This window comes from Prevotella sp. HCN-7019 (genome assembly GCF_037890215.1).
Taxonomy (GTDB): Bacteria; Bacteroidota; Bacteroidia; order Bacteroidales; family Bacteroidaceae; genus Prevotella.
Genome location: NZ_JBBKBO010000001.1, coordinates 41,024 through 65,933 on the forward strand (window position 1 = coordinate 41,024; position 24,910 = coordinate 65,933).

22 protein-coding genes are annotated in these 24,910 nt (G+C 53.3%); 18 read left to right on the forward strand and 4 right to left on the reverse strand.

Going from position 1 to position 24,910, the window contains the following annotated elements; genetic code table 11:
- The first annotated feature begins 136 nt into the window (after positions 1–136).
- The 9 genes from WKT13_RS00145 to WKT13_RS00185 all read left to right on the forward strand — a co-directional run bounded on the left by WKT13_RS00145 (position 137) and on the right by WKT13_RS00185 (position 10,408).
- Positions 137–1,981, forward strand: a complete 1,845-nt coding sequence (locus WKT13_RS00145; protein WP_340322356.1) for a phosphoethanolamine transferase — start codon at positions 137–139, stop codon at positions 1,979–1,981.
- A gap of 70 nt (positions 1,982–2,051) precedes the next feature.
- Positions 2,052–3,104: an acyltransferase family protein gene (locus WKT13_RS00150; RefSeq protein WP_340322357.1), complete on the forward strand. Its 1,053-nt coding sequence runs from the start codon at positions 2,052–2,054 to the stop codon at positions 3,102–3,104.
- Between the two features lie 40 nt (positions 3,105–3,144).
- Entirely contained in the window at positions 3,145–4,197 is a 1,053-nt protein-coding gene (locus WKT13_RS00155; RefSeq protein WP_340322358.1) for an acyltransferase family protein, read from the forward strand.
- A gap of 34 nt (positions 4,198–4,231) precedes the next feature.
- Positions 4,232–5,110, forward strand: a complete 879-nt coding sequence (locus WKT13_RS00160; protein ID WP_298620359.1) for a decaprenyl-phosphate phosphoribosyltransferase — start codon at positions 4,232–4,234, stop codon at positions 5,108–5,110.
- 7 nt (positions 5,111–5,117) lie between these two features.
- Positions 5,118–5,753, forward strand: coding sequence for an HAD family hydrolase (locus WKT13_RS00165; RefSeq protein ID WP_340322359.1), 636 nt, complete (start codon positions 5,118–5,120; stop codon positions 5,751–5,753).
- Complete coding sequence (locus WKT13_RS00170; RefSeq protein WP_298620355.1) at positions 5,716–6,120, forward strand: GtrA family protein; 405 nt, start codon at positions 5,716–5,718, stop codon at positions 6,118–6,120. The genes WKT13_RS00165 and WKT13_RS00170 overlap by 38 nt, the downstream gene beginning before the upstream one ends.
- A gap of 246 nt (positions 6,121–6,366) precedes the next feature.
- Complete coding sequence (locus WKT13_RS00175; RefSeq protein WP_340322360.1) at positions 6,367–7,878, forward strand: DUF6080 domain-containing protein; 1,512 nt, start codon at positions 6,367–6,369, stop codon at positions 7,876–7,878.
- A gap of 28 nt (positions 7,879–7,906) precedes the next feature.
- On the forward strand, positions 7,907–9,244 hold the full coding sequence (locus WKT13_RS00180; RefSeq protein WP_340322361.1) for a DUF6080 domain-containing protein: 1,338 nt from the start codon (positions 7,907–7,909) through the stop codon (positions 9,242–9,244).
- A 36-nt stretch (positions 9,245–9,280) separates the two neighbouring features.
- Positions 9,281–10,408: a glycosyltransferase family 4 protein gene (locus WKT13_RS00185; RefSeq protein WP_340322362.1), complete on the forward strand. Its 1,128-nt coding sequence runs from the start codon at positions 9,281–9,283 to the stop codon at positions 10,406–10,408.
- A 10-nt stretch (positions 10,409–10,418) separates the two neighbouring features.
- Here the strand turns inward: WKT13_RS00185 and WKT13_RS00190 are convergent, their stop codons facing one another.
- Positions 10,419–11,441 carry a hemolysin activation protein gene (locus tag WKT13_RS00190; protein ID WP_340322363.1) on the reverse strand — a complete coding sequence of 341 codons (1,023 nt, stop codon included), beginning with the start codon at positions 11,439–11,441 and terminating at the stop codon, positions 10,419–10,421.
- A 53-nt stretch (positions 11,442–11,494) separates the two neighbouring features.
- A complete protein-coding gene (locus tag WKT13_RS00195; protein ID WP_340322364.1) occupies positions 11,495–11,962 on the reverse strand; it encodes a GNAT family N-acetyltransferase in 468 nt (155 codons plus the stop codon).
- Positions 11,963–12,155: 193 nt separating this feature from the next.
- Between WKT13_RS00195 and WKT13_RS00200 the strand changes: the two genes are divergently transcribed.
- Entirely contained in the window at positions 12,156–13,127 is a 972-nt protein-coding gene (locus tag WKT13_RS00200; protein ID WP_298620345.1) for a transporter, read from the forward strand.
- A gap of 89 nt (positions 13,128–13,216) precedes the next feature.
- Here the strand turns inward: WKT13_RS00200 and trpS are convergent, their stop codons facing one another.
- Positions 13,217–14,308: a tryptophan--tRNA ligase gene (gene trpS, locus WKT13_RS00205; RefSeq protein ID WP_298620343.1), complete on the reverse strand. Its 1,092-nt coding sequence runs from the start codon at positions 14,306–14,308 to the stop codon at positions 13,217–13,219.
- Between the two features lie 1,341 nt (positions 14,309–15,649).
- Here trpS and WKT13_RS00210 point away from each other — a divergent pair.
- The 5 genes from WKT13_RS00210 (at position 15,650) to WKT13_RS00230 (ending at position 21,246) form a co-directional block, all read left to right on the forward strand.
- On the forward strand, positions 15,650–17,098 hold the full coding sequence (locus tag WKT13_RS00210) for a lipopolysaccharide biosynthesis protein (RefSeq protein WP_340322365.1): 1,449 nt from the start codon (positions 15,650–15,652) through the stop codon (positions 17,096–17,098).
- A gap of 5 nt (positions 17,099–17,103) precedes the next feature.
- Entirely contained in the window at positions 17,104–18,066 is a 963-nt protein-coding gene (locus tag WKT13_RS00215; protein ID WP_340322366.1) for a glycosyltransferase, read from the forward strand.
- A 199-nt stretch (positions 18,067–18,265) separates the two neighbouring features.
- On the forward strand, positions 18,266–18,967 hold the full coding sequence (locus tag WKT13_RS00220) for a hypothetical protein (RefSeq protein ID WP_340322367.1): 702 nt from the start codon (positions 18,266–18,268) through the stop codon (positions 18,965–18,967).
- Positions 18,968–19,036: 69 nt separating this feature from the next.
- Positions 19,037–20,413, forward strand: a complete 1,377-nt coding sequence (locus WKT13_RS00225) for a bifunctional cytidylyltransferase/SDR family oxidoreductase (protein ID WP_340322368.1) — start codon at positions 19,037–19,039, stop codon at positions 20,411–20,413.
- A 26-nt stretch (positions 20,414–20,439) separates the two neighbouring features.
- Positions 20,440–21,246, forward strand: coding sequence for a LicD family protein (locus tag WKT13_RS00230; protein ID WP_340322369.1), 807 nt, complete (start codon positions 20,440–20,442; stop codon positions 21,244–21,246).
- Here the strand turns inward: WKT13_RS00230 and WKT13_RS00235 are convergent.
- Positions 21,224–22,063, reverse strand: coding sequence for a hypothetical protein (locus WKT13_RS00235; protein WP_340322370.1), 840 nt, complete (start codon positions 22,061–22,063; stop codon positions 21,224–21,226). The two genes, WKT13_RS00230 and WKT13_RS00235, sit on opposite strands and share 23 nt — an antisense overlap.
- Before the next feature lie 482 nt (positions 22,064–22,545).
- On the opposite strand from WKT13_RS00235, the gene WKT13_RS00240 reads away from it, so the two are divergent.
- The 3 genes from WKT13_RS00240 to WKT13_RS00250 all read left to right on the forward strand — a co-directional run bounded on the left by WKT13_RS00240 (position 22,546) and on the right by WKT13_RS00250 (position 24,910).
- Positions 22,546–23,445 carry a class I SAM-dependent methyltransferase gene (locus tag WKT13_RS00240; RefSeq protein WP_340322371.1) on the forward strand — a complete coding sequence of 300 codons (900 nt, stop codon included), beginning with the start codon at positions 22,546–22,548 and terminating at the stop codon, positions 23,443–23,445.
- A gap of 8 nt (positions 23,446–23,453) precedes the next feature.
- Complete coding sequence (locus tag WKT13_RS00245) at positions 23,454–24,380, forward strand: glycosyltransferase family 2 protein (protein ID WP_340322372.1); 927 nt, start codon at positions 23,454–23,456, stop codon at positions 24,378–24,380.
- Positions 24,381–24,511: 131 nt separating this feature from the next.
- Positions 24,512–24,910 (forward strand): energy transducer TonB, encoded by a 399-nt coding sequence (locus WKT13_RS00250; RefSeq protein WP_340322373.1) that lies wholly within the window; start codon positions 24,512–24,514, stop codon positions 24,908–24,910.

The following is a 24,910-nucleotide window of genomic DNA, read 5'->3' on the forward strand; positions in this document are numbered from 1 at the left end:
ACCGACCTGCGCAAAGCCCGCACCGGGACACACCGCCGGCGGCATACAGACCACTCACCGGCAAAAAGGATAATCGCAGAAACCTTTATTTCCGTATTTCGCAATTTTGATGTAACTTTGCCAAAAATTCTATAACATGCAGAAAGTTGTGAAAGCACTGTGCGACGCGCTGTCACTGGCTGTCAGACCGATAAGCGCCAACGCGTCATTCTTCTTTTTCATGTATGCACTCGGATGCGTAAGCTCATGGGCAGTGCTGCCCGACAGCCGCGGTGCGAAGGTTTACGACAATCTTTATCTCGAACTGTTGCTCGACACCTATGTGGTGTGCATCGTGCTCGCGCTGCTGCCGCTTGTCGTCAGACGATGGGCCAGAGGCATACTCTATGCGGTGCTTTATACCACGTCGCTCGTCGACGTCTACTGCTTCGTGAAGTTCCAGTCCACGCTCACGCCCTCTATGCTCATGCTCGTCGGCGAGACCGATCCGCGCGAGGCAGGCGAGTTTCTGCGCTCATGCGTCTCGCCGGGAGTCATCACAAGCAGCGTGGGATGGGTGCTCATGCTCATCATCGTGCACGTGCTCACGGCTCTGCGGCTGAAGTTTCCGCACATCATATCCCACCATCTGGAGCAACGACTCTGCAATGCAGGCCGGGCTGTGGCTGCGTTCGCATCCCGAACAGCGACAAAGGCTGTGGCCGGACTGGTCATTATAATAATGGTGATATGGGCAGCCGATGTGTCGGCCGACAACAAGCAGGCCACATGGAAACTCATGAGCGGCACCAACATAGGTGAGGTGGAGCACACGCTCACCGAGAAAGACCACGCCCAGCTCTATCTGCCGGCCTACCGCCTCGTGTTCAGTGTGTATGCCAACTCGCTGGCGGCAAAGCAGATAGACAAGCTCATAGCAGGAATAGACGACGTGAAGGTGGACAGCTGCTCGTACAGCAGTCCGACCATTGTGCTCATCATAGGCGAGAGCTACAGCCGCCACCACTCCGCCATGTACGGCTACACCATGCCTACAACACCGCGGCAGCAGAAGCTCGAACGTCAGGGACGGCTCGTGAAATTCACCGATGTGGTGTCGCCCCACAACCTTACGAGTTTCGTGTTCAAGAGCATTTTCTCCACACGTGTTGAGGGACAGAAGGGCGAATGGTGCGACTATCCGTTGTTCACCGAGGTGTTCCGCAAGGCTGGTTACCACGTGACGTTCCTCACCAATCAGTTCCTGCCCAAGGCACGCGAGGCTGTTTATGACTTCAGCGGCGGATTCTTCCTCAACAACCCGACACTCAGCGCCGCACAGTTCGACACGCGCAACGACAGGCTGCACACCTACGACGAAGGCCTGCTCGAGGATTATGACGAGCTGAAAGGACAGGGCGGCGACAACAATCTCATAATATTCCACCTCATAGGACAGCACGTAAGCTACCGCCAGCGCAGTCCGAAGGACCGCAAACACTTCAAGGGCGACGACTACACCGAGCTGAAACCCAACCTCAACGCAAGGGAACGGCGCATCCTTGCCGACTATGACAACGCAGTGTTATACAACGATTCGGTGGTTGACAGGATTGTGGACAGATTCGCACACGAGGATGCCATCGTCATCTACATGCCTGATCACGGCGAGGAATGTTACGAAGGCGACATGCACTTCTTCTGCCGCATGCACTCGGCGGAGATAGATGCGCGTCTGGCCCACGCCGAATTTGACATACCGTTCTGGATATGGTGCTCGCCCAAATACGCACGCCGCCGGCCGGAGGTGCTCAAGGCGATGGTGGAGGCACGCAGACGCCGCTTCATGACCGACGCCGTGCCGCATCTGCTCATGGGGCTGGCGGGCATTTCGGCTCCGTGCTACGAACCGAAATACGACCTTCTTTCGCCCGACTATGACGAGACAAGGCCGCGACTGCTCAAGGGCACTACCGACTACGACAAACTCGAAGGAATATGAAAAGACCGCTGTGGCGTGCCGCCGATGACAACGCGACACACTAACACGCACATATAACAACACACCGAATATGCTGAAAATAAACAACGACCAACTGCTTTCGCGCGCCGAATGCTCGGCCCTCAGGGCCATAGCCATAGCGGGCATAGTGCTCCACAACTACTGCCACTGGCTGGGATTTGCCGTGAAGGAGAATGAATACACATTTGACAAAGGGCGCAGCATGGGCCTGATGCAGGCGCTGCTCGAGCCCGACCTTAATCTGCCGGTACACCTTCTGTCGTTCTTCGGACACTACGGCGTGCCGGTGTTCCTTTTTCTCAGTGCCTACGGACTTGTGGCAAAATATGAGCATACACCGCATGTGCCTGTGCCGGACAGGGTTTCGTTCATGCGCACACACTTCCGCAAGCTGTTCGACATGATGATTGTGGGCTTCGCAATATTCATCATGGTGGATGCCATAACCCCGGGTGCCCACCGCTATGCCGTACCCGACATCATCGGCCAGATGCTCCTGCTCAACAACCTCATGCCCAATCCAGACAAAGTGATATGGCCTGGTCCCTACTGGTTTTTCGGTCTGATGCTACAGATTTATGCGGTCTACATACTGCTGCTAAGGCGCAAGGGCTGGCAGACGGCGGTGGCAGTGGTGGCTGTATGCTGGGCATTGCAGGTGGGATGCGACCCTCAGGGCGAAACGCTCAACCGTCTGCGCTACAACTTCATTGGCAGTATGCTGCCGTTCTGCGCCGGACTGCTCTACGCAAGATACGGCCGGCCGATGTCGCACGCGTTCTGGGCAGGCACGACAATCATATCATACATAGCCGTGATACTGTTCGGTCTGAACTTCCACACATGGCTGTGGACACCGCTGTTCGTATGCTCTGCCGCTGTGGGAACAGTGAAGCTGCTGCCCGTATATGCCAATATCAAGCTCTCGCATCTGGGCAAACTCTCGGCAGCAATGTTCGTCATACATCCCGTTGCACGCAAGATATTCATCGGCATAAGCCGCCGCGGCGATGTGTACACGGGTCTGCTGCTCTACATCATAGCCTGCGTGGCACTGGCATGGGCCACAAGGATTATAATAAACAAGGTGAAAACACGCTGACGGAGCATCGTTGCAACGCAGCGTAAAACATATTCTGAAGATGAATTCAAACGCTAACAGTAGTGAAAAGACCACCGGAACGGACGACGGACGCCTGTGTCTGGCCGACATAAGCCGCTTCAGAGGCGAACTGATGGGACTGGCGATGCTTTTCATCATACTGTTCCACGTATGGGTGAGACGCGACGATCCTTTCTACGGACTGCACCGTTGCGGCAACGTCGGAGTCGACATGTTTCTCTTCCTAAGCGGAGTGGGACTGTGGTTTGCATGGACACGCAATCCGGACACACGCAAGTTCTACGCCAGAAGGTTCGCACGCATATTCCCGGCATGGTTCATCATGGCCTGCCTTTTCTACGTGCCCGACTTCCTCGGACGCGGACGCTACAGCAGCAGTGTGGGCGACCTGATAGGCGACGTCACCATAAATCTGGACTTCTGGATGCACGACGAACTGACGTTCTGGTACATACCTGCAATCATGGTGCTATACATCGCAGCTCCGCCTTACATGAAACTCATCAGCCGAAGACCCGTTTACCGATGGCTGCCGGTGCTTATGGTGGTGTGGTGTGTCATGGTGCAGTGGGTTACACCCATACATTCGGCAGTAGGCCACATCGAGATATTCTGGAGTCGGGTACCGATCTTCTTCATCGGCATCAATGCCGGACAGCTTGTTATGGAGCGCCGCTGTCTGCAACGCGGCTCAATGCCGTTGCTGCTCGTGGCTTTCGCCATGACGTTCGGCACGTCGCTGTATCTCGAACAGGAACTGCACGGCAAGTTCCCGCTGTTTGTCGAGCGCATGATATACATTCCGCTGACCTTCACCGCCGTGGTGCTGCTCGCCCGACTGCTGGCTCACGCGCCGTCATGGACCAATGCCATGCTGCGCACGGTAGGCGCACTGAGTCTGGAATGTTATCTCATACACAGCAACTTCGTACTGGTGTACATCCACCATATGCACATAGGCTACTGGCCGACGTTTCTTCTCACCACGGCCATAACATTCCCGGCGGCATGGCTTCTGCAACGCATAGCCGCACCAGTGGTGCGCATGCTGCTGCCGGCAAAAGGCAGATAACACAACCAAAACAAAGATAATACATACATAATATATGAAAGACATATTGAAACTCATCCGTCCGCAGCAATGGATAAAGAACCTGTTTGTCTTTATCCCTATGTTCTTCAGCAGCGAACTGTTCGACACCGAGGTGCTCATGAACAGCCTTATAATGTTCGTGGCGTTCTGTTTCACCGCATCGTCGATATACTGCTACAACGACATAGTGGACGCCGACGATGACCGCAACCACCCGGAGAAGTGCCATAGACCGATAGCCGCAGGCAAGGTGTCGGTGGGAGCGGCATACAGGATAATGGGCGTCACGTTCATACTGAGCATCGGCACTGCGCTCACACTGCCCGCTCCGGTGATGCCATCGGCCGTGGCTGTGCTGCTGTTCTATTATGTACTCAACCTCGCCTATTGCTCACGGCTCAAACAGTATGCCATAATCGACGTGTGCATCGTGGCATTCGGATTCGTGCTGCGTATACTCGCAGGCGGCATTGTGGGCGAGATAATGCTGAGCAAATGGATTGTGCTGATGACGTTCCTGCTCACTCTGTTCCTCTCTTTCGCAAAAAGACGAGACGACGTGATACGCATGAACGAGACGGGAGAGGCTCCGCGGAAGAACACCACGCGCTATAATCTCACTTTCATCAACCAGGCCATCACCATAACGGCGTCCGTAACGCTTGTGTGCTACATCATGTACACCGTGTCGCCGGAAGTGGCCAGACAGTTCGGAACGGAAAATCTGTATCTCACATCGGTGTTCGTGCTGCTGGGATTGCTGCGCTACATACAGATAACAGTGGTGGACAAGAGAAGCGGCGACCCGACAAAGGTGATACTGCACGACCGTTTCTCGCAGTTTGTACTTATTGCGTGGGGGCTTACTTTCCTCATAATGATTTATCTGTAAGCACTGAATGACATCTGAAAACATTAATCTGAAGGAAACGAAAACGAGAATACACGTATTCGACTTCGACGGAACGATAACTTGTGCCGACTCGCTCATAGCCTTCATAAGGCATGCACGGGGCAACAGTGCGCTCATCGCCGGACTGCTGCTCTACAGTCCGCTGCTCGTAATGATGAAACTGCGGCTCATCGACGGAGGCTCCGTGAAGGAGCGACTCTTCGCCCATCTGTTCAAGGGAATGACTGTAGAGGATTTTGAAAAAGCTGGCGCTGACTTCGCAGCCGACCGTACCGATATACTCAGACCGACAGCAATGAAACACATCGCCGACGTTCTGGCAAAGGGCGAAAAGGTTTATGTAGTGACGGCAAGCATAGGTCAGTGGGTGAAACCGTTCTTCACCAACCGCTTCGGAGCCGGCCGCGTGATAGTGATATCCACGCAGGCTGAGGTGAAAGAAAGCCTCATCACCGGACGATTCGCCACTCCCAACTGCTACGGCAAGGAGAAAGTGCGCCGTCTGAAAGCCGTACTGACCGACCGCGACAGCCTTCACATCACGGCCTACGGCGACAGCCGGGGCGACAAAGAACTCTTTGATTATGCAGACGAACGATTCTACAAACCATTCGAACAGTAACCGCCGCGAGCGTCTGAACGAGATACTGCGGTTCGGCATCGTGGGCGTTACGGCCACGGCAATACAATACGGCGTCTATGCACTGCTGCTCATGCTCATCAGTCCTACGCCCGCCATGACCATAGGCTACATCGTCAGCTTCGCGTTCAACTTCATAGCGACCACCCGTTTCACCTTCCGTGTGGAGGCAAACGCACGCCACGGCGCCGGATTCATAGCCGCACACGCCGTCAACTACGTCTTGCAGATGGTGACGCTCAATCTTTTCATCCACCTCGGAGTGAGCAAACACTGGGCACCTATTCCCATGTTCGCCATCTGCGTGCCTGTGAATTTCCTGCTCGTAAGGTTCTTCATGAAGAAATAAAACATGAAAGTCGCGACACCACAATCACTCCGATGTGTATCAAGACTACCCCTGTCGCACTGCAAAAAAGGCTCTATCGCATCTCAACAAAGGCTTTATCAGAGGCTGACATGGGCTTTATCACACCCTGAAAAAGCCTGTATCGCACCCTCAAAGAGGCTTTATCATAACGTCGGAAAGGCTTTGTCGCAACACGACAACAATTCTGATACATCGTCAACACAATTCTGAAGCAACATCAAAAAGATGAAACTGAAAGACAACAGACTCATAAAGGCTGCCTCACGCATATTCGGACTGCGCCGCGAAGAACGCCTGTTCGCAGCTGTAATGCTGCTTATGCTCACAGCACTCAACTCACTTGTCATCATAAGATACTTCGACAAGTTCACTCCCATGGTCAAATACTACTGGCCATTGTTCATCCGCAACTTCCAGATATCGGGTTTCGATCCCATCACTTATTCAGTGGTGAGCGACTGGACGGCTGGTTACAACGTCTACCGGCATCCGCTTCTGGCGTTCTACATGTACGTGCCGTATCTCATAAACCAGCTTCTGATGAAACTGACAGGCGTCAACTGCGCCATATTCATCGTAGCGGCGATACAGATTTTCTTCGGTTTCTACGCCATGATATTCCTTCGTCGCATACTGCGCGACATCGTCGGACTGAGTGAAAACATGGCTTCGCTCATGTCGTTGTTCTGTTTCTCGTTCGCGTTTGTAATGCTTTCGTCCATGGTTCCCGACCATTTCATCATCTCGATGATGCTCATTCTGCTCACGCTTCACCTGTCAGGACAGTGGATGAAAAGCGGCCGCCGCATGAGCGCATGGCACACCATAGTGCTCTTTCTGCTCACTGCCGGCACGTCACTCAACAATGGTCTGAAGACATTCATGGCCGCACTGTTTGTCAACGGCCGCCGTTTCTTCCGGCCCGGATACATACTTGCGGCCGTCATACTGCCCTCGGCGCTGCTCTGGACATGCAGCCGGCTGGAGTACGACAAGATAGTATGGCCGCGCGACATGGCACGCAACGAGGCGAAGGCAAAACTGAAAGCCAAGAAAGAAGCGGAACAACGGCAGAAGGAACTGCAACTACAGAAGGAGCAGAAAGCAATGACCCAGGCAACAGTGAAGACCGCATCGGCCGGCGACACTGCCGCCGCGAGCCGTGATACAGCCTCCGCACACAGCGACACAACCGCTTCCGCCACAACAAAACCGGCACCAAAGAAAACCACAAAGCCCAAAACCGCAAAACAGGGCAAGCCCATCAGCAACGGCGAATTCATGAGATGGACCGACATTTCCACATCGCGCACCATGTCGGCAGTGGAAAATCTCTTCGGCGAATCCATCCAACTGCACAAAGACTACCTGCTGAAAGACGAGTTCCGCAAGCGTCCTATGATTGTGCACTACTCGTCACCGGTCAATTATATCATCGAAGCCGTCATCCTGTTGCTCTTTGCCGCAGGCGTGTGGTGCGGCCGCCGGTCGCGCTTTCTATGGCTCGTCATGTCATACTTCCTGCTCGACATGGCCCTGCACATGGGCTTAGGCTTCGGCATCAACGAGGTTTACATCATGTCAGCCCATTGGATATACGCCATACCGATAGCCACGGCATACATCATTGCCACCTCCGGCAGACGTGTGAGACGCGCAGTCGGCGCAACGGTATTCCTGCTCACATGTTTCCTTCTGGGCTATAACATCACACTCATAGCGTCATATCTGTTATAAAAGAAACACTTATAACACAATCAAAAAGATGAAAACAATATTCAAGATAAGAAAAGAAGAACGGCTGTTCGCACTCATTTCAATGATCGTATTCATCCTGTTCAACGGTCTTCTGATATACAGCAAGTTCGACAGATTCACCATCGGCGCCCACGGAGGCTTCTGGACGATATTCTACAATCACCTCAACATGTCGGGCTACGACGTGTTCTCATGCATCGCGGTATCGTGCCTGCGCATCCACTACTCCACCCTGCGCCATCCGCTCTACATCGCTCTGCTTCTGCCTCTGTACTGGTTGAACAGCTGGCTGATGGAAGTGACAGGCTTCAACTTCGCAGTTTTCTTCATCGCGGCAATCAATGTGTTCTGCGCAACCTACGCATCCGTGTTCATGCTGCGCATACTCCACGAACTGGCAGGCGTGTCACGGCGCGACGCCATGCTGCTCACCGCCATGCTCTACGGCTTCGCCCACGTGCTCATAGCAACCATGGTGCCCGACCACTTCGGCATTTCCATGTTCCTGCTTGTAGCAACCATCTACATCGCCGGCACCAAGATGAAAGAGCGCAAGCCCATGTCGCCTCTGCTCGCCGGCACGCTTTTCTTCCTGTCGGCAGGCATGACACTGTCCAACGGAGTGAAAACCGGTCTGGCACTCCTGTTCACCAACGGACGCAAAGCCTTCTCGTGGCGTTACGTCGCAGCCTTCACCGTTCCGCTGTTGCTCTTCGCCGGCATCATCTACTGGCAGCAGCAGGCCATCATTCTGCCGCAGTCTGAGAACATAAAGAAGATAGAAGACAACCTGAAAAAGAAGAATCCGAACTTCGGCGACAAGTTCAAGGCTCACGACGAATGGGTGAAGAAGCAGAACGGAAAGGCGATGACAAAGGACGTTCCGCTGCTTGAGTGGAGCGATATGACCACTCCGCGCCTGCAATCGGTCACCGAAAATCTCTTCGGCGAGTCGCTCCAGCTCCACCGCAGCCATCTTCTTGAAGACGTACAGCAGACACGTCCCGTGTTCGTGAGTTACCGATGGGCCATCAGCTACGTTGTCGAGGCACTCATAGTGCTGCTTTTCGCCGCAGGCATCTGGTACGGCCGACGCTCGCGTCTGCTCCATCTTGTCCTGTCATGGTTTGCCTTCGACATGACAATGCACATCATCTTCGGCTTCGGCCTCAACGAGGTTTACATCATGACAGCCCACTGGGCGTTCATCATACCTATAGCCACGGCTTTCGTACTGAAGAACTCCGGCGCACGGTTCAGCCGTTACGCCCGTATACTTACGCTTCTGCTCACCATCTGGCTGTGGGCTTACAACGGATGGCTGATAGCCTATTATCTTGTATAATGAAGCAAACGAAACAACGGTAAAAAGCACAACGCAATGGCAAACGCAGGAAAACATGACAGAGAAAAGCGCCCCGTGCGCATCTTCCACATCGTAACCCACTTCGATATGGGCGGTGCCGAGAAGGTGGCGGCAAACATAGCAGCCTCACAGACACCCGGAACCGAATATCACATGGTGGAAGTTATGCGTGCCTCGACGCCTTTCACACGCGAGTTTATGGACGGTCTGAACCGTTCGGGCATACGCTTCCACCGTGCACACATGCCCGACATACGTTTCCACTTCCTTTTCGAACGTATCGCCGCACTGTGCTTTCCGCTGTGGTTTCTGCCCGTTTATCTGCGCTGGCGGCCAGACGTCATACACGTGCATACCGAGACTCCGGACATGAGTCTGCGCGCTTTCTTCCTTCTCTTTCCGTGGCTCCGCCGCTGCCGCATAGTGCGCACGGTGCACAACACACGCCTCTGGACTGGTCAGGACAAGCTGGGCCTCCACATGGAACGCTTCTACCAGCGCGCCGCAAACAACGTGGCCATATCGCCGTCGGTGCAGTCGTGCTACGCCAAAGCCTACGGCCTCAGCCTGCCTATTATATATAATGGTGTGCAACCGGTGGATCAGAAGCCATACGCCGGCATAAAGAAAGGGTGCATCAACGTGCTCTTCGCCGGACGCTTCGAGCAGCAGAAGGGCATCGTACACCTCGTCCGACTGCTCCACAGCATGGCCGGCGACCGGCGCTACCACTTCCACATCATGGGCGACGGCTCCCTGCGGCCCGACGTAGAGCGCGCCGTGGCACAGTGCGACAACGCCACACTCACCCCGCCCATGTTCGGACTGTCCTCTGTTCTGGCGTCGTTCGACTGTCTGTTCATGCCCTCCGAGTTCGAGGGCCTCAGCATAATGTCCATAGAGGCGAGCATGGCCGGACTGCCTGTCGTGGCAAACGACTGCCCCGGACTGGGCGACACACTGCCTCCATCGTGGCCGCTGAAGGTGAGCGGAAACGACGACGAGGCCTTCCTCCGCCTGTTCAGCGAAGTCATACCACACTCCGACCTCCGCTCACTCGGAGCAGAAGCCAAGGCATACGCCCTGTCGCAGTTCGGCATAAGGCTTATGCAGACAGAATACGAAAAGATTTATCTGGACTGAGAAGCGTCCGTTATTTGTGGCCGTCGCGCCCCGTCCATTTGTTCAGGCGGCGCTTCACGGCCCGCGCTATGATGCCGAAGTTGCCGTAGCGCAGGTTGAGCAACAGTTCCTCAACCGACCTTCCTATCTTTATCCACGGGTGTCCGTAGCCGTAGGTGCGGTATGTGCGCTCCTTGAATTCCACATTCTCAATGACATAACGCGGATGTTTCAGCGGGAAGTCCACCTCAAAGCGTTTCATGGTGAACAGTCGGCGCAGACGTCGCGGCATGGTCTCCAGGCTTCCCGCAAAATGGGTTGAGCCTTCAGTAGCGCCGCGGTTGTTTATCATGTTGCGTGTCGGCATGATGGCGAGTCCGCTGTTCATCACCATTGCCGACCAGAAAATGGTTTCATAATACTCCTTGCCCGACGCGCGGTGGTCGTAACATGCACGCAGGGTGTCGGCGCAATAGCGGCGCTGACGCATCACTCCGTTGAGCTGACGCATGGCAAACTCGTCGTCGAGGAAAGCATAAGAGGCGTCCCAAGTGTCGATGACACGACGCCACGATGCCCATCCCCAGATGGAGAACACCGACGTGAAGAAGTAGTCGCACGGCACTCCCGGCGTCACCTCGTCGCTGTTGAAACCGGCTATCATCGTGATTCGCTCGTCGTGTTCGTAGCGGTCGAGCATCTCCTTGCAGAAAGGAAAGAACGACTGCGACGGCACGTCATCGTCCTCGAGTACAATACATTTGTCGACAATGGAGAACGCCCACTTCTGCGATATGTACTCCGACGGATCGCAACCATAGTTGCGCTGCTGATACATGCGGTGCACCTCACACTCCCAGTCGATGTCCTCCACCACACGGCGGCATCCCTCTATGCCCGCCATGTCGGCCTCGCCGCGCGGACCGTCCTGATAGAGAAAGAGGCGCGAGGGCCGTGCCTTTCTCACCTCGTCGAACACTTCCTTGAGCCTTTCGGGGCGGTTGAAGAAAAGTATCAGCACCGCCACATCCACCTTTGCCGGTTTCTTATCCATAATATCTTACTTTACTTGATGTCTGTTTTCAGTCGTGCGCCGTGCCGTCACGCTCATAGCAGCTGCTCCATGCACACCTTCTGCGGCTTCAGTCCGCAACGCTCGTAGAACCTCATGGCCTCCGGATTGCAGCTCCACACATTGAGTGTCACGTTATGACAGCCGCATCCGCGCGCAAACTCTATCACATGCCGGTAGAGCTCAGTACCGATATGCCGGCCGCGCAACTTGCTGTCCACACACAGGTCGTCGATGTAGAGCGTGGTGACAGGCTCGAGTATGTGGCTGTCGGCATGATGCTGAAACACGCAGAAGGCGTAGCCCACGGCCACGTCGCTGTCGTCCACCGCCACAAACACTGGACGGCTGTCGTCTGCCAGTATGTCCGTGAGTTCCTCGTTTGTATATTTCCGCCCGAGCCGGAACAGGTCCGGACGTCCTTCGTGGTGCACGGCGTTCACCTGACTGAGCAGGTTGTTTATCTGTGGTATGTCCTTACCGGACGCTCTGCGTATGTTCATGCCTTCATTATTTTATGTTTACAGGATGCTGCCTGTCTTGTGGCAAAGATACGATAAAAAAACGACAAATGCCTCCGCACACCCTTCTATTATGCCATCCCATGCCGGACGCCCGTCAAAAAAAGAGGCCGGCGGACAGCGTGTATGGCAAAATTGTACTAAATTTGTGTGCGGATAATAAAACATCACCGTTATGGATGTCATCAGATTCATAAAAGACTGGACACTCGCCGTGTCCATTGCCGCCGGAGCAGCGCTCTATCTCACGTTCGCTTTCACACCCGCACTGAGCGGTGCCTCCGACTTCTTCGCGCCACTTCTCGACGCCATGCTGCCCCTGTTCATGTTTCTCGTGCTCTTCGTCACCTTCTGCAAGGTGGACTTCAAGAAGCTGCGCATAGTGCCGTGGCATCTTTGGGTGAGCGCGTTTCAGGTGCTCACCGTGGCACTCATCACCTCTCTGGTGCTGGGATTCGGCATGACCGGCGACAGCCTTGTGCTCATGGAGGCCATGCTGATATGCGTCATCGGCCCGTGCGCGTCGGCCGCCGCCGTGGTGGTGAAGAAGATAGGCGGCGACATTGAACAGATGACGGCCTACACGTTTCTGTCCAACTTCATCACGGCACTGCTCATTCCCGTGTGTCTGCCGCTCATAGAGAAGGGCGCCCACCTGTCGTTCTGGGAGGCGTTCAGCATCATTCTCTACAAGGTGTGCACGGTGCTCGTGGCGCCGATGCTGCTGGCCTACGTGGTAAAACATTGGATGAAGCGTCTCCACAGCGCCATACTCTCCGTGAAGGATCTGGCATACTACATGTGGTGCGGCTCTCTGATGATTGTCACCGGCACCACCGTCAAGAACATAGTACACGCCGACACCACCTGGACCTTCCTCGTCACAATAGCCATAGTGGTGTTCATTCTCTGCCTGATGCAGTTTGCCGTCGGCCGGTTCATTGGCCATTACTTCGACAGCACCGTAAACGCAGGACAGGCACTCGGACAGAAGAACACGGCATTCGCCATCTGGATAGCCTACACTTACCTCAATCCGCTGTCGTCCGTCGGACCGGGATGCTACATATTGTGGCAGAACATAATAAACAGCATTGAGATATGGGCACACGAACACAGACAGAACCGGACAGACAATAAAAAATAACAGCAACGCCGTAAGCACCCGATGCTTACGGCGTTGCCGCTATATGACGATAAAAGGATGGGCGGACACTGCGTCCGTATCCTCATTTCTTATTTTCCTGCAGCGAAACGTTCGGCCTGCTGACGTATGAGTTCGGCGTCGTCGAAATAGTCGATGCGCATGGCGTGGCGCACCTCGCTCATGGTCTGCGCAGCCACTTCGCGTGCCTGCTCTGTGCCACGGCGCAGTATGTTGTATATCTCCGGTATGTCCTTCTCAAACTCACGACGGCGCTGACGCATCGGTTCCAGCATGTTGTTGATGATGGTGTTGAGGAACTTCTTGCACTTCATGTCGCCCAGTCCGCCGCGACAGTAGTGACACTTCAGCTCGTCCAGACAGCTGTACTCAGGCCAGAACTCGGCGAAGTCGGCGTCTGTGGAGAAGGCGTCGAGATAAGTGAAGACGGCGTTGCCCTCCACCTTGCCCGGATCTTCCACGCGAAGGTGATCGGGATCGGTGAACATGGAGCGCACCTTCTGCCATACCTCTTCAGGCGAATCGCTCAGATAGATGCAGTTGCCGAGGCTCTTGCTCATCTTCTCCTTACCGTCCGTACCGGGCAGACGGCGTGCGGTGGCGTTCTCGGGCAGCAGGATGTTCGGCTCCACGAGCACGTCGTCGTATATCTGATTGAAGCGGCGCACCAGTTCGCGGGTCACCTCTATCATCGGCTCCTGGTCTTCGCCGGCCGGCACTGTGGTGGCCTTGAACAGTGTGATGTCGGCAGCCTGGCTCACCGGATAGCAGAAGAAGCCCAGCGGAATGTTGGCCTCGAAGTTGCGCATCTTTATCTCTGTCTTCACCGTCGGGTTGCGCTGCACGCGCGAAACGGTGATGAGGTTCATCAGATATGTGGTGAGTTCGGCAAGCTCGGGTATCTGGCTCTGGATGAAGAGCGTGCACTTCTCCGGATCGAGTCCGGCGGCCAGATAGTCGAGAGCCACCTCTATGATGTTCTGACGTATCTTTTCAGGATTCTCGGCATTGTCGGTGAGGGCCTGCACATCGGCCATAAACACAAACATGCGGTCGTAGTCGCCCTCGTTCTGCAGCTGCACTCTGCGGCGCAGCGAACCTATATAGTGGCCCAGATGAAGTTTTCCGGTTGGGCGGTCACCGGTAAGAATTACTTTTCCCATTTGTCTTTCTGTTGTTTTGTTAGTGGCTCCTCTGTGGCGGGAGCGGCCGGTGCGCCTCGGCACCATGTGTGGCTACAAAGTTACAAACAATTTCCGACATACGGCAAACAACTGACACGTAACACGAAAATAAAACCGTGTGCCGGCCCGTAGCCGACATTTCGAGGTAAGGAAAACCGGTGGCGGAAAAAGGAAAACGGAGAGGAAAACGGACAAATATACATTTCTGAAAGAAAAAACTATGGACAGAAGGAATTTTCAAAACAGAATATCATAAGATGAGGAAAACATTATTCCACAGCAGAAAGGATAATAAGGAATAACAGCGGATTTGCCGAGGCTTCACGAAACGGCGAACGGCCGTAATTAAACGGATGCTGATTGTAATAAAAAAAACGAGGTTTCGATACCGGACAGACCGTTTTCGGTGACGGATATATGTTGTGTCCTTATGCTGAAAAGAAACCGATATGGGCAACTTTCAATTTATAACCGGATTTTGATTTTTCCCTCTGAGTTTCCTGTCCTACCCCGAAAAATAAGCGAGAATTTGCGGACTGAGTCGTCCTCGGACGCAAATACGCGAATTATGAAAGGTTTGCATAAGTCGTTGAATAGCAACAGCTTATATTTAAGAGATATTTTATCGTCTTGCAAAAAGCACCATTTCGGCACGCGATTAAGCCCATATCAGGGGCTGAAATGCACCAGATCAGGGCCTGATACAGACTCAATCGGACCATGAAACGGGCATTATCAGAAACTGAAGTGAATTCTTCCGGACTGCATTACCGGATATATGGCAGTGCGGTAAATGCTGAAACGGACTATACTATAGTTGATTTAACATTCCTTTACATCTCTTTTGCGAAAAAATTTTGTCAAAAAAAAGTCAAGAAAAATCGTAAGTCCGTCGTTCGGGTTTCCTTTGAAAACACCGATATCAGGCGCGGGAAAAGATGCGGAGATATTCTATCGGACAAGCCGGAAGCATGAGCCGCAGCGGTGACGGCAGTTTACCGGTCAAGGTAATGTGAGTTTATCATTACATGAGCTCCATGCCGTCACTGTTTATATCGCCCAGCGTTGTAAGCGCGTTTTGTGGCTTTCCACGATCCTTTATGAAAGGAACGATATTCCACTGAATTTCTACTGAACCGCATGCTGCCGTAATGTATATTTATGCCCGGCCTTAAAGGTACATTCCGTGTGCCCGTGGGGCGGCGACGAAAGGAAAATATTTCGGTGTTTTTCTTTGATTATTAGCCGATAAGCAGTACTTTTGCGTTGGTTTCGGACATCTGTTATATGGCGAAACCGGCATAATCCTGAACTGACAGTATGGAATCACTGAAAGAAAAAACGGCAAAGGGACTGTTCTGGGGAAGCATGAACAACGGCGTGCAACAGATTGTGGGCGTGGTGTTCGGCATCATTCTCGGACGTCTGCTCTCGCAGTCCGACTACGGCATGATGGCCATGATAAGCGTGTTCTCGCTCGTGGCCACGGCACTGCAGGACAGCGGTTTCCGCACAGCCCTCACCAATCTGCACGACCCTAAGGACAGCGACTACAACTCGGTGTTCTGGTTCAACATCATAGTGGGCACGACCATGTATCTCGTGCTCTTCTTCTGCGCGCCGCTCATAGGACGCTACTACAACTCGCCCGACGTGGTGCCGCTCTGCCGCTACGCCTTCCTGAGCATAGTCATAGCGTCGCTGGGCACGGCCCAGTCGGCCTATCTCTTCAAGCGGCTGCAGGCCAAACAGCAGGCAAAGGCGGCCATGACGGCCGTGTTGGCGTCGAGCATCGTGGGCTCGGTGATGGCGTGGCAGGGCATGGCCTACTGGTCGCTGGCTACGCAGGGACTGGTCTATGTGTCGATAAACACATTCATGCAATGGCACTACTCGCCGTGGCGGCCGTCGCTGCGCGGCATCAGCTTCGCTCCGGTGAGGCGTATGTTCCGCTTCTCGTTCAAGATTCTGGCCACTACTATCATGACCCACGTCAATAACAACGTGCTCAACATTCTGCTGGGCCACTACTTTACGCCGCGCGACACGGGCGTATACAACCAGGCTTATCAGTGGAACACCAAGTGCTACTCGCTCGTTCAGAGCATGGTAGCGCAGGTGGCACAACCCGTACTTGTGGATCTTGACAACGAGCGCGAGCGTCAGATGAACGCCTTCCGCAAGATGATGCGCTTCACGGCGTTCATATCCTTCCCGCTGTTGTTGGGCTTCGGACTGGTGGCGCGCGAGTTCATCGTGCTGGCAATAACCGAGAAATGGCTGCCCAGTGTATATCTTATACAGATTCTTTGCATCAGCGGCGCGGTGGTTCCGCTGTCCACTCTGCTGTCCAACATGATTATAAGCAAGGGGCGTTCGGGCACGTTCTTCTGGTGCACGTTCTCGCTCGGCGTGGCGCTCATAGTACTCATGCTGCTCATCTGGCCGCTGGGCATACGCGCGATGGTCATAGGCTACGTGTGCCTCAACGTGGCGTGGCTGTTCGTGTGGCTCTTCTTCGTGCGCCGGCTTTCTGGCTACGGCGTACTGATGTTCCTGCGCGACACCGTGCCTTTCGCGCTTGCGGCGGGCGGAGTGATGACGCTGGTCTATGTGGTTACGTCGCCCATAAGCACTCTGTGGCTGCTGCTCGTGGTGCGCATAGTGCTGGCTGTGGTGATATACTACGCCGTGATGAAGATTGCGAGAGTGAAGATACTAGACGAATGTATGTCGTTCGTACTGTCAAGAATAAGGAAAAAACACTGAACAACATGACTGAAGGCAAGACGGTGGCAGTGGTGATGTGCACCTATAACGGCGAGAAGTTCCTGCGCGAACAGCTCGACTCCATACTGCAACAGACCTATCCCATAAACGAGATAATAGTGCAGGACGACTGCTCGACGGACAGCACCGTGGCGATACTCCGCTCTTACGCTGCCCGCGACGGCCGTGTGAGGGTGATTGTGAACGCACATAACCTGGGGTTCAACCGCAACTTCAGGAGCGCGGTGATGAAGGCGACGGCCGATTTCGTGGCTATATCCGACCAGGACGACGTGTGGATGCCGGACAAGATAGAGCGCCAGGTAGAGGCGATAGGACAATACAACATCTGCTACTCCGACCATCTGCGCGGCACTACGATTGAGGGTGCGCACACGGTGAGCCCGCGCTGCTCGCTCGAGGCTCTGATGTTCGGCGGTTTCGCGGGCCACACCATGCTCCTTAGGCGCGACTTCGTGCAGCGCGACGATGTGTGGATGGACGGCATTTACTACGATTGGAGCCTGGGACTGAACGCTTATTTTCACGGCGACAAGGCGATAACGCACATCGGCAAACCGCTCAACTGGCACCGTTCGCATCCGCAGGAGGCGGCGCTGTTGCAGAGTCTGAGCGTGAACCCTGCTCCGAAGAGCCGGCCCACATGGCAGCCTTACGTGCTCGGATATGCTCATTTCCGCCGCCTGCAGCGCAAACCGGCGTGGCAACGGCTCTACTCGCACATTCTCGAAAACACGCGCGGCCCTCGCTTCCATCTTCATCACACCATGGCAAGACTGATGCTCAGCTGCAGTCCTCTGGCCATGCTGCGCCTCTGCACGATATGTATGAAGCACCGCCGCGACATATATCCCAACGCGACGAAGACCAACGGAATAATGGGAATGGTGCGCGGCTTCTGCTGGCCGATGATATTTGCTTACCGATGCTCGCAGTTCGACCTGTGAGGTTCGGGGCACGACATGCGGCGACAACATTGTCCGCGGCAGACATTATTGTTTCGTATTACCTTCGCAGTCACCACTTTTTCAGCATGGCGGGGCGTAAACTCGAAGTTTTTGTCTATATTTGCATTATGTTATCTGCATCCGGAAAAAACGCAGTACAAACATTTATGCAACACGGATTCTATAAACACTATTTGCTATGATTAAGAAATTACTTTTCATCTTTTTGCTGCAGATGTCATTTGCAACATGTATTTGTGCTCAGAAAGTCATAGACTGGAGAGCCACACGAGACAGCATAGCAAAGCACGCAGACAAATTTCTGGATGTGGAAGGTTTGAAACTGAAACCTGGTCTGACCATGAAAAGAACTATGGAGATATTTGAAGCCATCGGTTGGAAAACCGATCCGTTCTATGAAGTTGAAGACGATGATAGCCAAATGCATATTCTAAAAGGAGAATCTTTAGGAATAAAGAACTGCGAAATGTTCATAACACCAACAGAAAAAGACAAAAACATTGTTGGCGTCATAGGCATAGTCTATACTGAAAGTAATTCTTTTAAAAAACTGAAAGAAACGTATGACAAAGTGAAAGAATCTCTGTCTGAAAAATATCATGTGTTCTCAAGCAAGGAATATTTTAAAGACAAGGAAACGGAAAACTCGACATCGAATAAGGAAAAACTTAAAGCATTGGCTCAGAACGAAGCCGTTTTTGAAACAATATTTACCATTTCTGACAATGTGGATTACAATGTCCTGGGAAATGCTACACTTTTCATAAATCATTATGGGGACAAACTGGGAAGATTCAATAGTGTTTCCGTGATATATTCTACATCAGACCGTTTTATTGAAAACATGGAGGACGACCCTGATTTTATGTTTCTCAAATAAAAAGGCTAATGTAAATAAACATAAAAACAGCCTTGTCTGTTCACTGAAAATAAAGAAACAACAATACAAATGAAACAAAATATCGCCGTAATACTTGCCGGAGGCGTTGGCACACGACTCGGCATCTCGACACCGAAACAATTTTACAAGGTGGCAGGAAAAATGGTGGTGGAACACACCATCGACGTTTTTGAACGCAATCCGAGGATTGACGAGATTGCCATTGTGTCGAACCCGATGCTCATTTCCGACTTCGAGAACATCGTGCTGCGCAACAAATGGCGCAAGGTGAAGAAGATTCTCAAGGGCGGAAAGGAACGCTACGACTCGAGTCTCTCGGCCATCAGGGCTTACGAGAAGCAGGAGGTGAACCTCATATTCCACGACGCGGTGCGCCCGTTGCTCAGCCAGAGAGTGCTCGACGACGTGATTGATGCGCTCGGAAAGTATGAGGCGATAGACGTGGCTGTGCCGTCTGCCGACACAATAATAGAAGTGGAAGGCGACTTCATCAGCAACATACCCGACCGCTCAAGACTCCGCCGCGGACAGACTCCGCAGGCTTTCGACATCAACGTGATAAGAAAGGCGTATGAACTAGCACTGAAAGACCCGGCGTTCCGCACGACGGACGACTGCGGAGTGGTGCGCCACTACCTGCCGGACACACCTGTATATGTGGTGCGCGGCGAGGAAAGTAACATGAAACTGACCTACAAGGAGGACACATACATGCTGGACAAGCTGTTCCAACTGAAGAACACGGAGGTGGGAACGGCCATGCCCGACGCCTGTCACTTTGAAGGTAAGGTGGCCGTAGTGTTCGGCGGAAGCTACGGAATAGGTGCCGACGTGGTGCGGATGCTCGAAGAACGCGGTTCGAAAGTGTTCGCCTTCTCGCGCAGCATGGGCGGAGTGAACATAGGCGACAGGCAGTGCGTGAGCGACACTCTGGCGCGCGTGGCGGCAGAGGCGGGCAAGATAGACTTCGTGATAAGCACAGCCGGTATACTGAACAAGGAACCGCTGGCAGCGATGGACTACTCCGTGATAGAATCGGCCGTGCAGACCAACTACATGGGAACGGTGAACGTGGCCATCGAATCGTATCCTTATCTGAAACAGACGGGCGGACGTCTCATATTCTTCACATCGAGCTCATACACCCGCGGACGCGCTTTCTACAGCATATATTCGTCAACCAAGGCTGCGATAGTGAACTTCGTGCAGGCCGTTGCGCAGGAATGGGAAGGCGACGGAATAAAGATTAACTGCATAAACCCGGAACGTACGAAGACGCCTATGCGTGTGGCGAACTTCGGAACAGAGCCCGACGACACACTGCTGAAGCCGGAGAAGGTGGCGGAAGCCACACTGCGCACACTCGCATCTGACTATACGGGACAGGTGGTTGACGTGAGACGCGCCACGGCGGAAAACAAATGACAAACGGAAAAGACACATAAGCCACAATGAAAAATACTTTTCTCGAGGAATACAAACGCAGAACACTGAGACAATGTCAGCTGAAACAGCTCGGCATACTGGAAGAAATAGACCGCATATGCCGCAAGCACGACATATCTTACTGGCTCGACGGCGGCTCACTGCTTGGTGCCGTGCGCCACGGAGGGTTCATTCCGTGGGACGACGACATCGACATCGCCATGAGCCTTGCCGACCTTGAGCGGTTCAAAAGCGTCGCTCCGAAGGAACTGCCTGCCTCTCTGACGTTGCAGACACCGCAGAGCGAGGACACGAAAGAGCCGATAGTGAAGGTGCGCGACCTCAATTCGTTCTTCGTGGAACCGGGCGACGACTTCAGCGCCGACTACGAGAAGGGACTCTATGTGGACATTTTCCCGTTCATAGACTATCCGGACGTTTCAAAGAAATTCGTGAAACGATACGGTCGCGGCATATCAAAGTGCTACTCCATACTGCACAGTCCGCACAGATATTCGCTGCGCTCGGCGGCAGAACTGCCGTGGTTCGGCATGCAATACGCGCTTTACAGCCTTGCGTGGAAACTGGCTTTCATGTTCAGAAAGAAGGGAACGTATATGTCGAACACGCTCGTGAACAACGGATACGGCATAATGCACCTGAAGAAAAGCATCTTCCCGCTCGGCACGATAACATTCGAAGGCCGCACGTTCAGCGCGCCGTGCAATCCAGACGCTTACCTGCGCGACCTCTATAATAACTACATGCAGATACCGCCGAAAGAGAAACAGAAGATTCACTCGGTCTTTATCATGCCTGAACTGATAAAATAACGAGCTCGTTGCCACCTATGGTCGAGGCCATGGTTGAGAAACTGCTGCCTGCCGAACCATAGATGCAGCGTGTGAGCGAAAGCGTCCACATATCGACAAGTCCGCCGCGTATGCCGGCCGTATTGCCGCGTTCGGCGGCGTCGGAAGGCGTGATGATGCGGTCGCCGAAGACTCCGCGCATCTGCTGTTTCACATCTTCGCTGTCGGTGGCGAGAAATATGCGCAGGTCGGGATGTTCTTTCAACTCACGCTGTCCGGCCTCGATGAACAATGCAGTAGGGCTTTTCTCTATCGACTCGGCGTTGTCTGTACGGCGTATGTGCATACCTATCGTGTAATCGGAAAAACCTTCACGGAACGTCTCAACGCGCTCCATAACCTCGTCAACGGGACGGAATATCTTCTTATAAAGCGTGGTTTCCCACGTACCGAACTCCTGATAACAGCTCATGTAGCACCGTTTGCCGCGCAGCCATGCCTCAAAATCAAAGTTTTTCTGCTTCAAGGGAGTGACAAACTGCTCGTATATGCGGTCGTCGAAAACAACGCTCTGAAACGCCTTTGGTATCCAGAAGTTGCGCCGGCGCGGTCTGTCGTTGACGAGAAAATCCAGTCCGCGCGCCTCACGCAGGGCAAAGAGAGAACTGTCAACGGGTTTGAAGATGTCGCGGAACGGAGCATTCAACGCCCAGTCGCGAAACCAAACGACCTGCATTCTGCCGTCAACAGCACGGCACAAATTATATGCCGACACAACGGCACGCATTCTATTGGCCAGTCCTCCGGCCGGTACCAACATCAAACTGGTTTTGTTCATAACGGTGACTTGAGTTAAACCGGAAGGCGGAACGCGTCTTATCGCAAGTCTTCCGCAACTCTCCGAATGATTGATTATGAATGCAAAGATATGCAAAATAGCCCTCAATCGGAGATTATGCGGCCGATTATTTTGAAATGAATAAAACTTTTAGAGCAATAATAATTATCTTTGCATAAGATATACTGCACTCGGGAAACTGAGAACAAGCTCTCTTTCCACTCATTTGCACAATCGTTGCATAAGATATACTGCACTCGGGAAACTGAGAACAAGTTCTCTTTCCGCTCGTTTGCACAATCTTTGCATAAGATATGCTGCACCAGGAAGAAACAAAGCAAACTATATTTCCACATGCAGCCAATGTCTCTGCACATTATATTACTGCACCGGCACTACCGGCAGAAGCCGCCCTGCGACACACCATACAGACGCAGACACGAGGCGACGGGCCGGATCCTGACTTTCGTTTGACAAGAAGAATGAACAAAGAACAGAACATTACTACAAAATGGATGAACGGCATCGCCTACGAGGTGGCCTTCTGGAACAACGTGTACAGATGGAAATGGACCTTCAACGGCATGATGAACTGGTCGAAACACGGTGGCGTTATAACGCTTGAAGGGTTCGACGCCAACGCCTTCCTCGCCAAAACGGACAAGCCGAAGGTGCTCGACGTGGGATGCGGAATGAGCTACGCGACGGGCAACCACATCATGCGCGACGGACAGTTGACGCCGCTCGACATTCATTACGTTGACCCGTTGGCCGGCTACTTCAACAGAATACTGGCGCGCCACCGCCGCAAACTGCCGAGAATAGAATTCGGAATGGCCGAATATCTGTCGGCGTTCTATCCGACACACGACGTATCGCTCGTGATAATACAGAACGCACTCGACCACTCCGCCCACCCCATGAAAAGCATATACGAAAGCATCGACGTGCTGAAAAAAGGCGGATGCCTCTATCTCAACCACCACATAAACGAAGCGGAAACCGAACACTACAAAGGATTCCACCAGTATAACATATGCCGCGAGAACGGAAAACTGATAATATGGAACAAGAACGAGCGGCACGACGTGGCTGAGCTGACAGCCGGATTTGCCGAGCTGACCGTGGGACTGACAGAAAACGGACACGTGGCGGCTGTGATAAGGAAGACCGGCGACGTGCCGCAGAGCCTCATAGACGACAAGGGTGACAAGCGCGCACTGTGCTCAATACTTATGGACTATGCCCACACTGCCGGCAGTCCGTGGTACGGAGTGAAAAAGAGTGCGGCCTACTGGAAATACAACATACTGCAGTTCTTCATACAGGGACTGCCCTGGACACTGAAGATGAAACTGAAAAAACTCATCAAACAGGCCTGAACCGCAGAATGATAAGCATCATAATACCCGTTTACAAGACGGCGGCGACGCTCGACAGATGCGTGGAAAGCATAGCCGCACAGGAGGACGCCGACTTCGAGATAATACTCGTCGACGACGGTTCGCCGGACGATTGTCCTGCGATGTGCGACAGATGGGCCGAAAAAGACAAGCGCACGAGAGTGATACACAAGCCTAACGGCGGACTGAGCAGCGCACGCAACGCAGGCATTGAGGCGTCAAGGGGCGACCTGCTGATGTTCATTGACTCCGACGACTACATAGCCCCCGGCACGCTGCACGACCTGAACGGTCTGGCCGGAAAGCATCCCGAATATGACATTATAGAGTTTCCCATCAGCCGAGAGAGAGCAGACGGCACTGAGGAAACGCTGACCTTCGGCAACTGCGAATACCGCGACATGGACGAATACTGGCTCTCGTGCCGTGCCTATACCCACGCCTACGCCTGCAACAAGATATACCGCCGCAGGATGTTCGACGAAGTGAGATACCCGGAAAAGATGATTTTCGAAGATCTGCACACCCTGCCCCTGCTTCTGGAGAAAGCCGGTGTAACGGCCACAACGTGCGCGGGAACTTACTATTACTGCTGGAACAGCGGAGGAATATCCAACAACGCCGATGGCAACGCCTGGCGACAGCTGCTCGCTACGCACCTGAAGATGTTGGAAAAGACGCACCGCCGCACGCCAGAATGGGCCGACTACTACATGCACGTGCTCAACATCCAGATATACACCACCGAACTCACGGGCGACCGTCCGCTGCTGACAACCATCAGACAGAACTTCATGAGCGTAGATAAGAGTTTCCGTCTGAAAGCCATTCTGCTCGACATAATGGGCGTGAATGCCCTCTGCCGTGCCAACAGACTGCTGCGCATCATGTCCGGACGCGGCCGTCGGAAGTAAAAATTATTACACTACGGCCGTACAGTGTAATATTGTGTAACGAATCGTTTGGTTCGTTTTGTTTTTTCATCCTATATTTGCAGCGTCCGGACAAACGACTAACATGTCTAACGCAAAAAACCAAATGTATTATGAAAAGAATCCTTATGATGGCGCTTGCCGAGATGATGATGGTATCGACGGCGGCTGCACAGACCACAAAAGAGAATAAAGAGAAAGTGTATGAGAAGTGCGAGGTGCTGCCGGAATATCCGGGCGGCATTCAGGCCATGATGAAGTTTATTGGCGAAAACCAGAAATATCCGGCGGAAGCAGTAAAGCGCGGCGAACAGGGACGGGTGGTTGTGAGCTTCGTAGTTGAGAAAGACGGTTCGCTGACCGACATAGAGGTGACCAAGCATGCCACTCCTACGCTCGACGCAGCAGCCGTGGGGACAGTGAAGAAAATGCCGAAATGGAAACCCGGAACCCATAAAGGAAAGAAAGTCAGAGTGCAATTCGCCCTTCCTATCAGTTATAAAATAAACTAA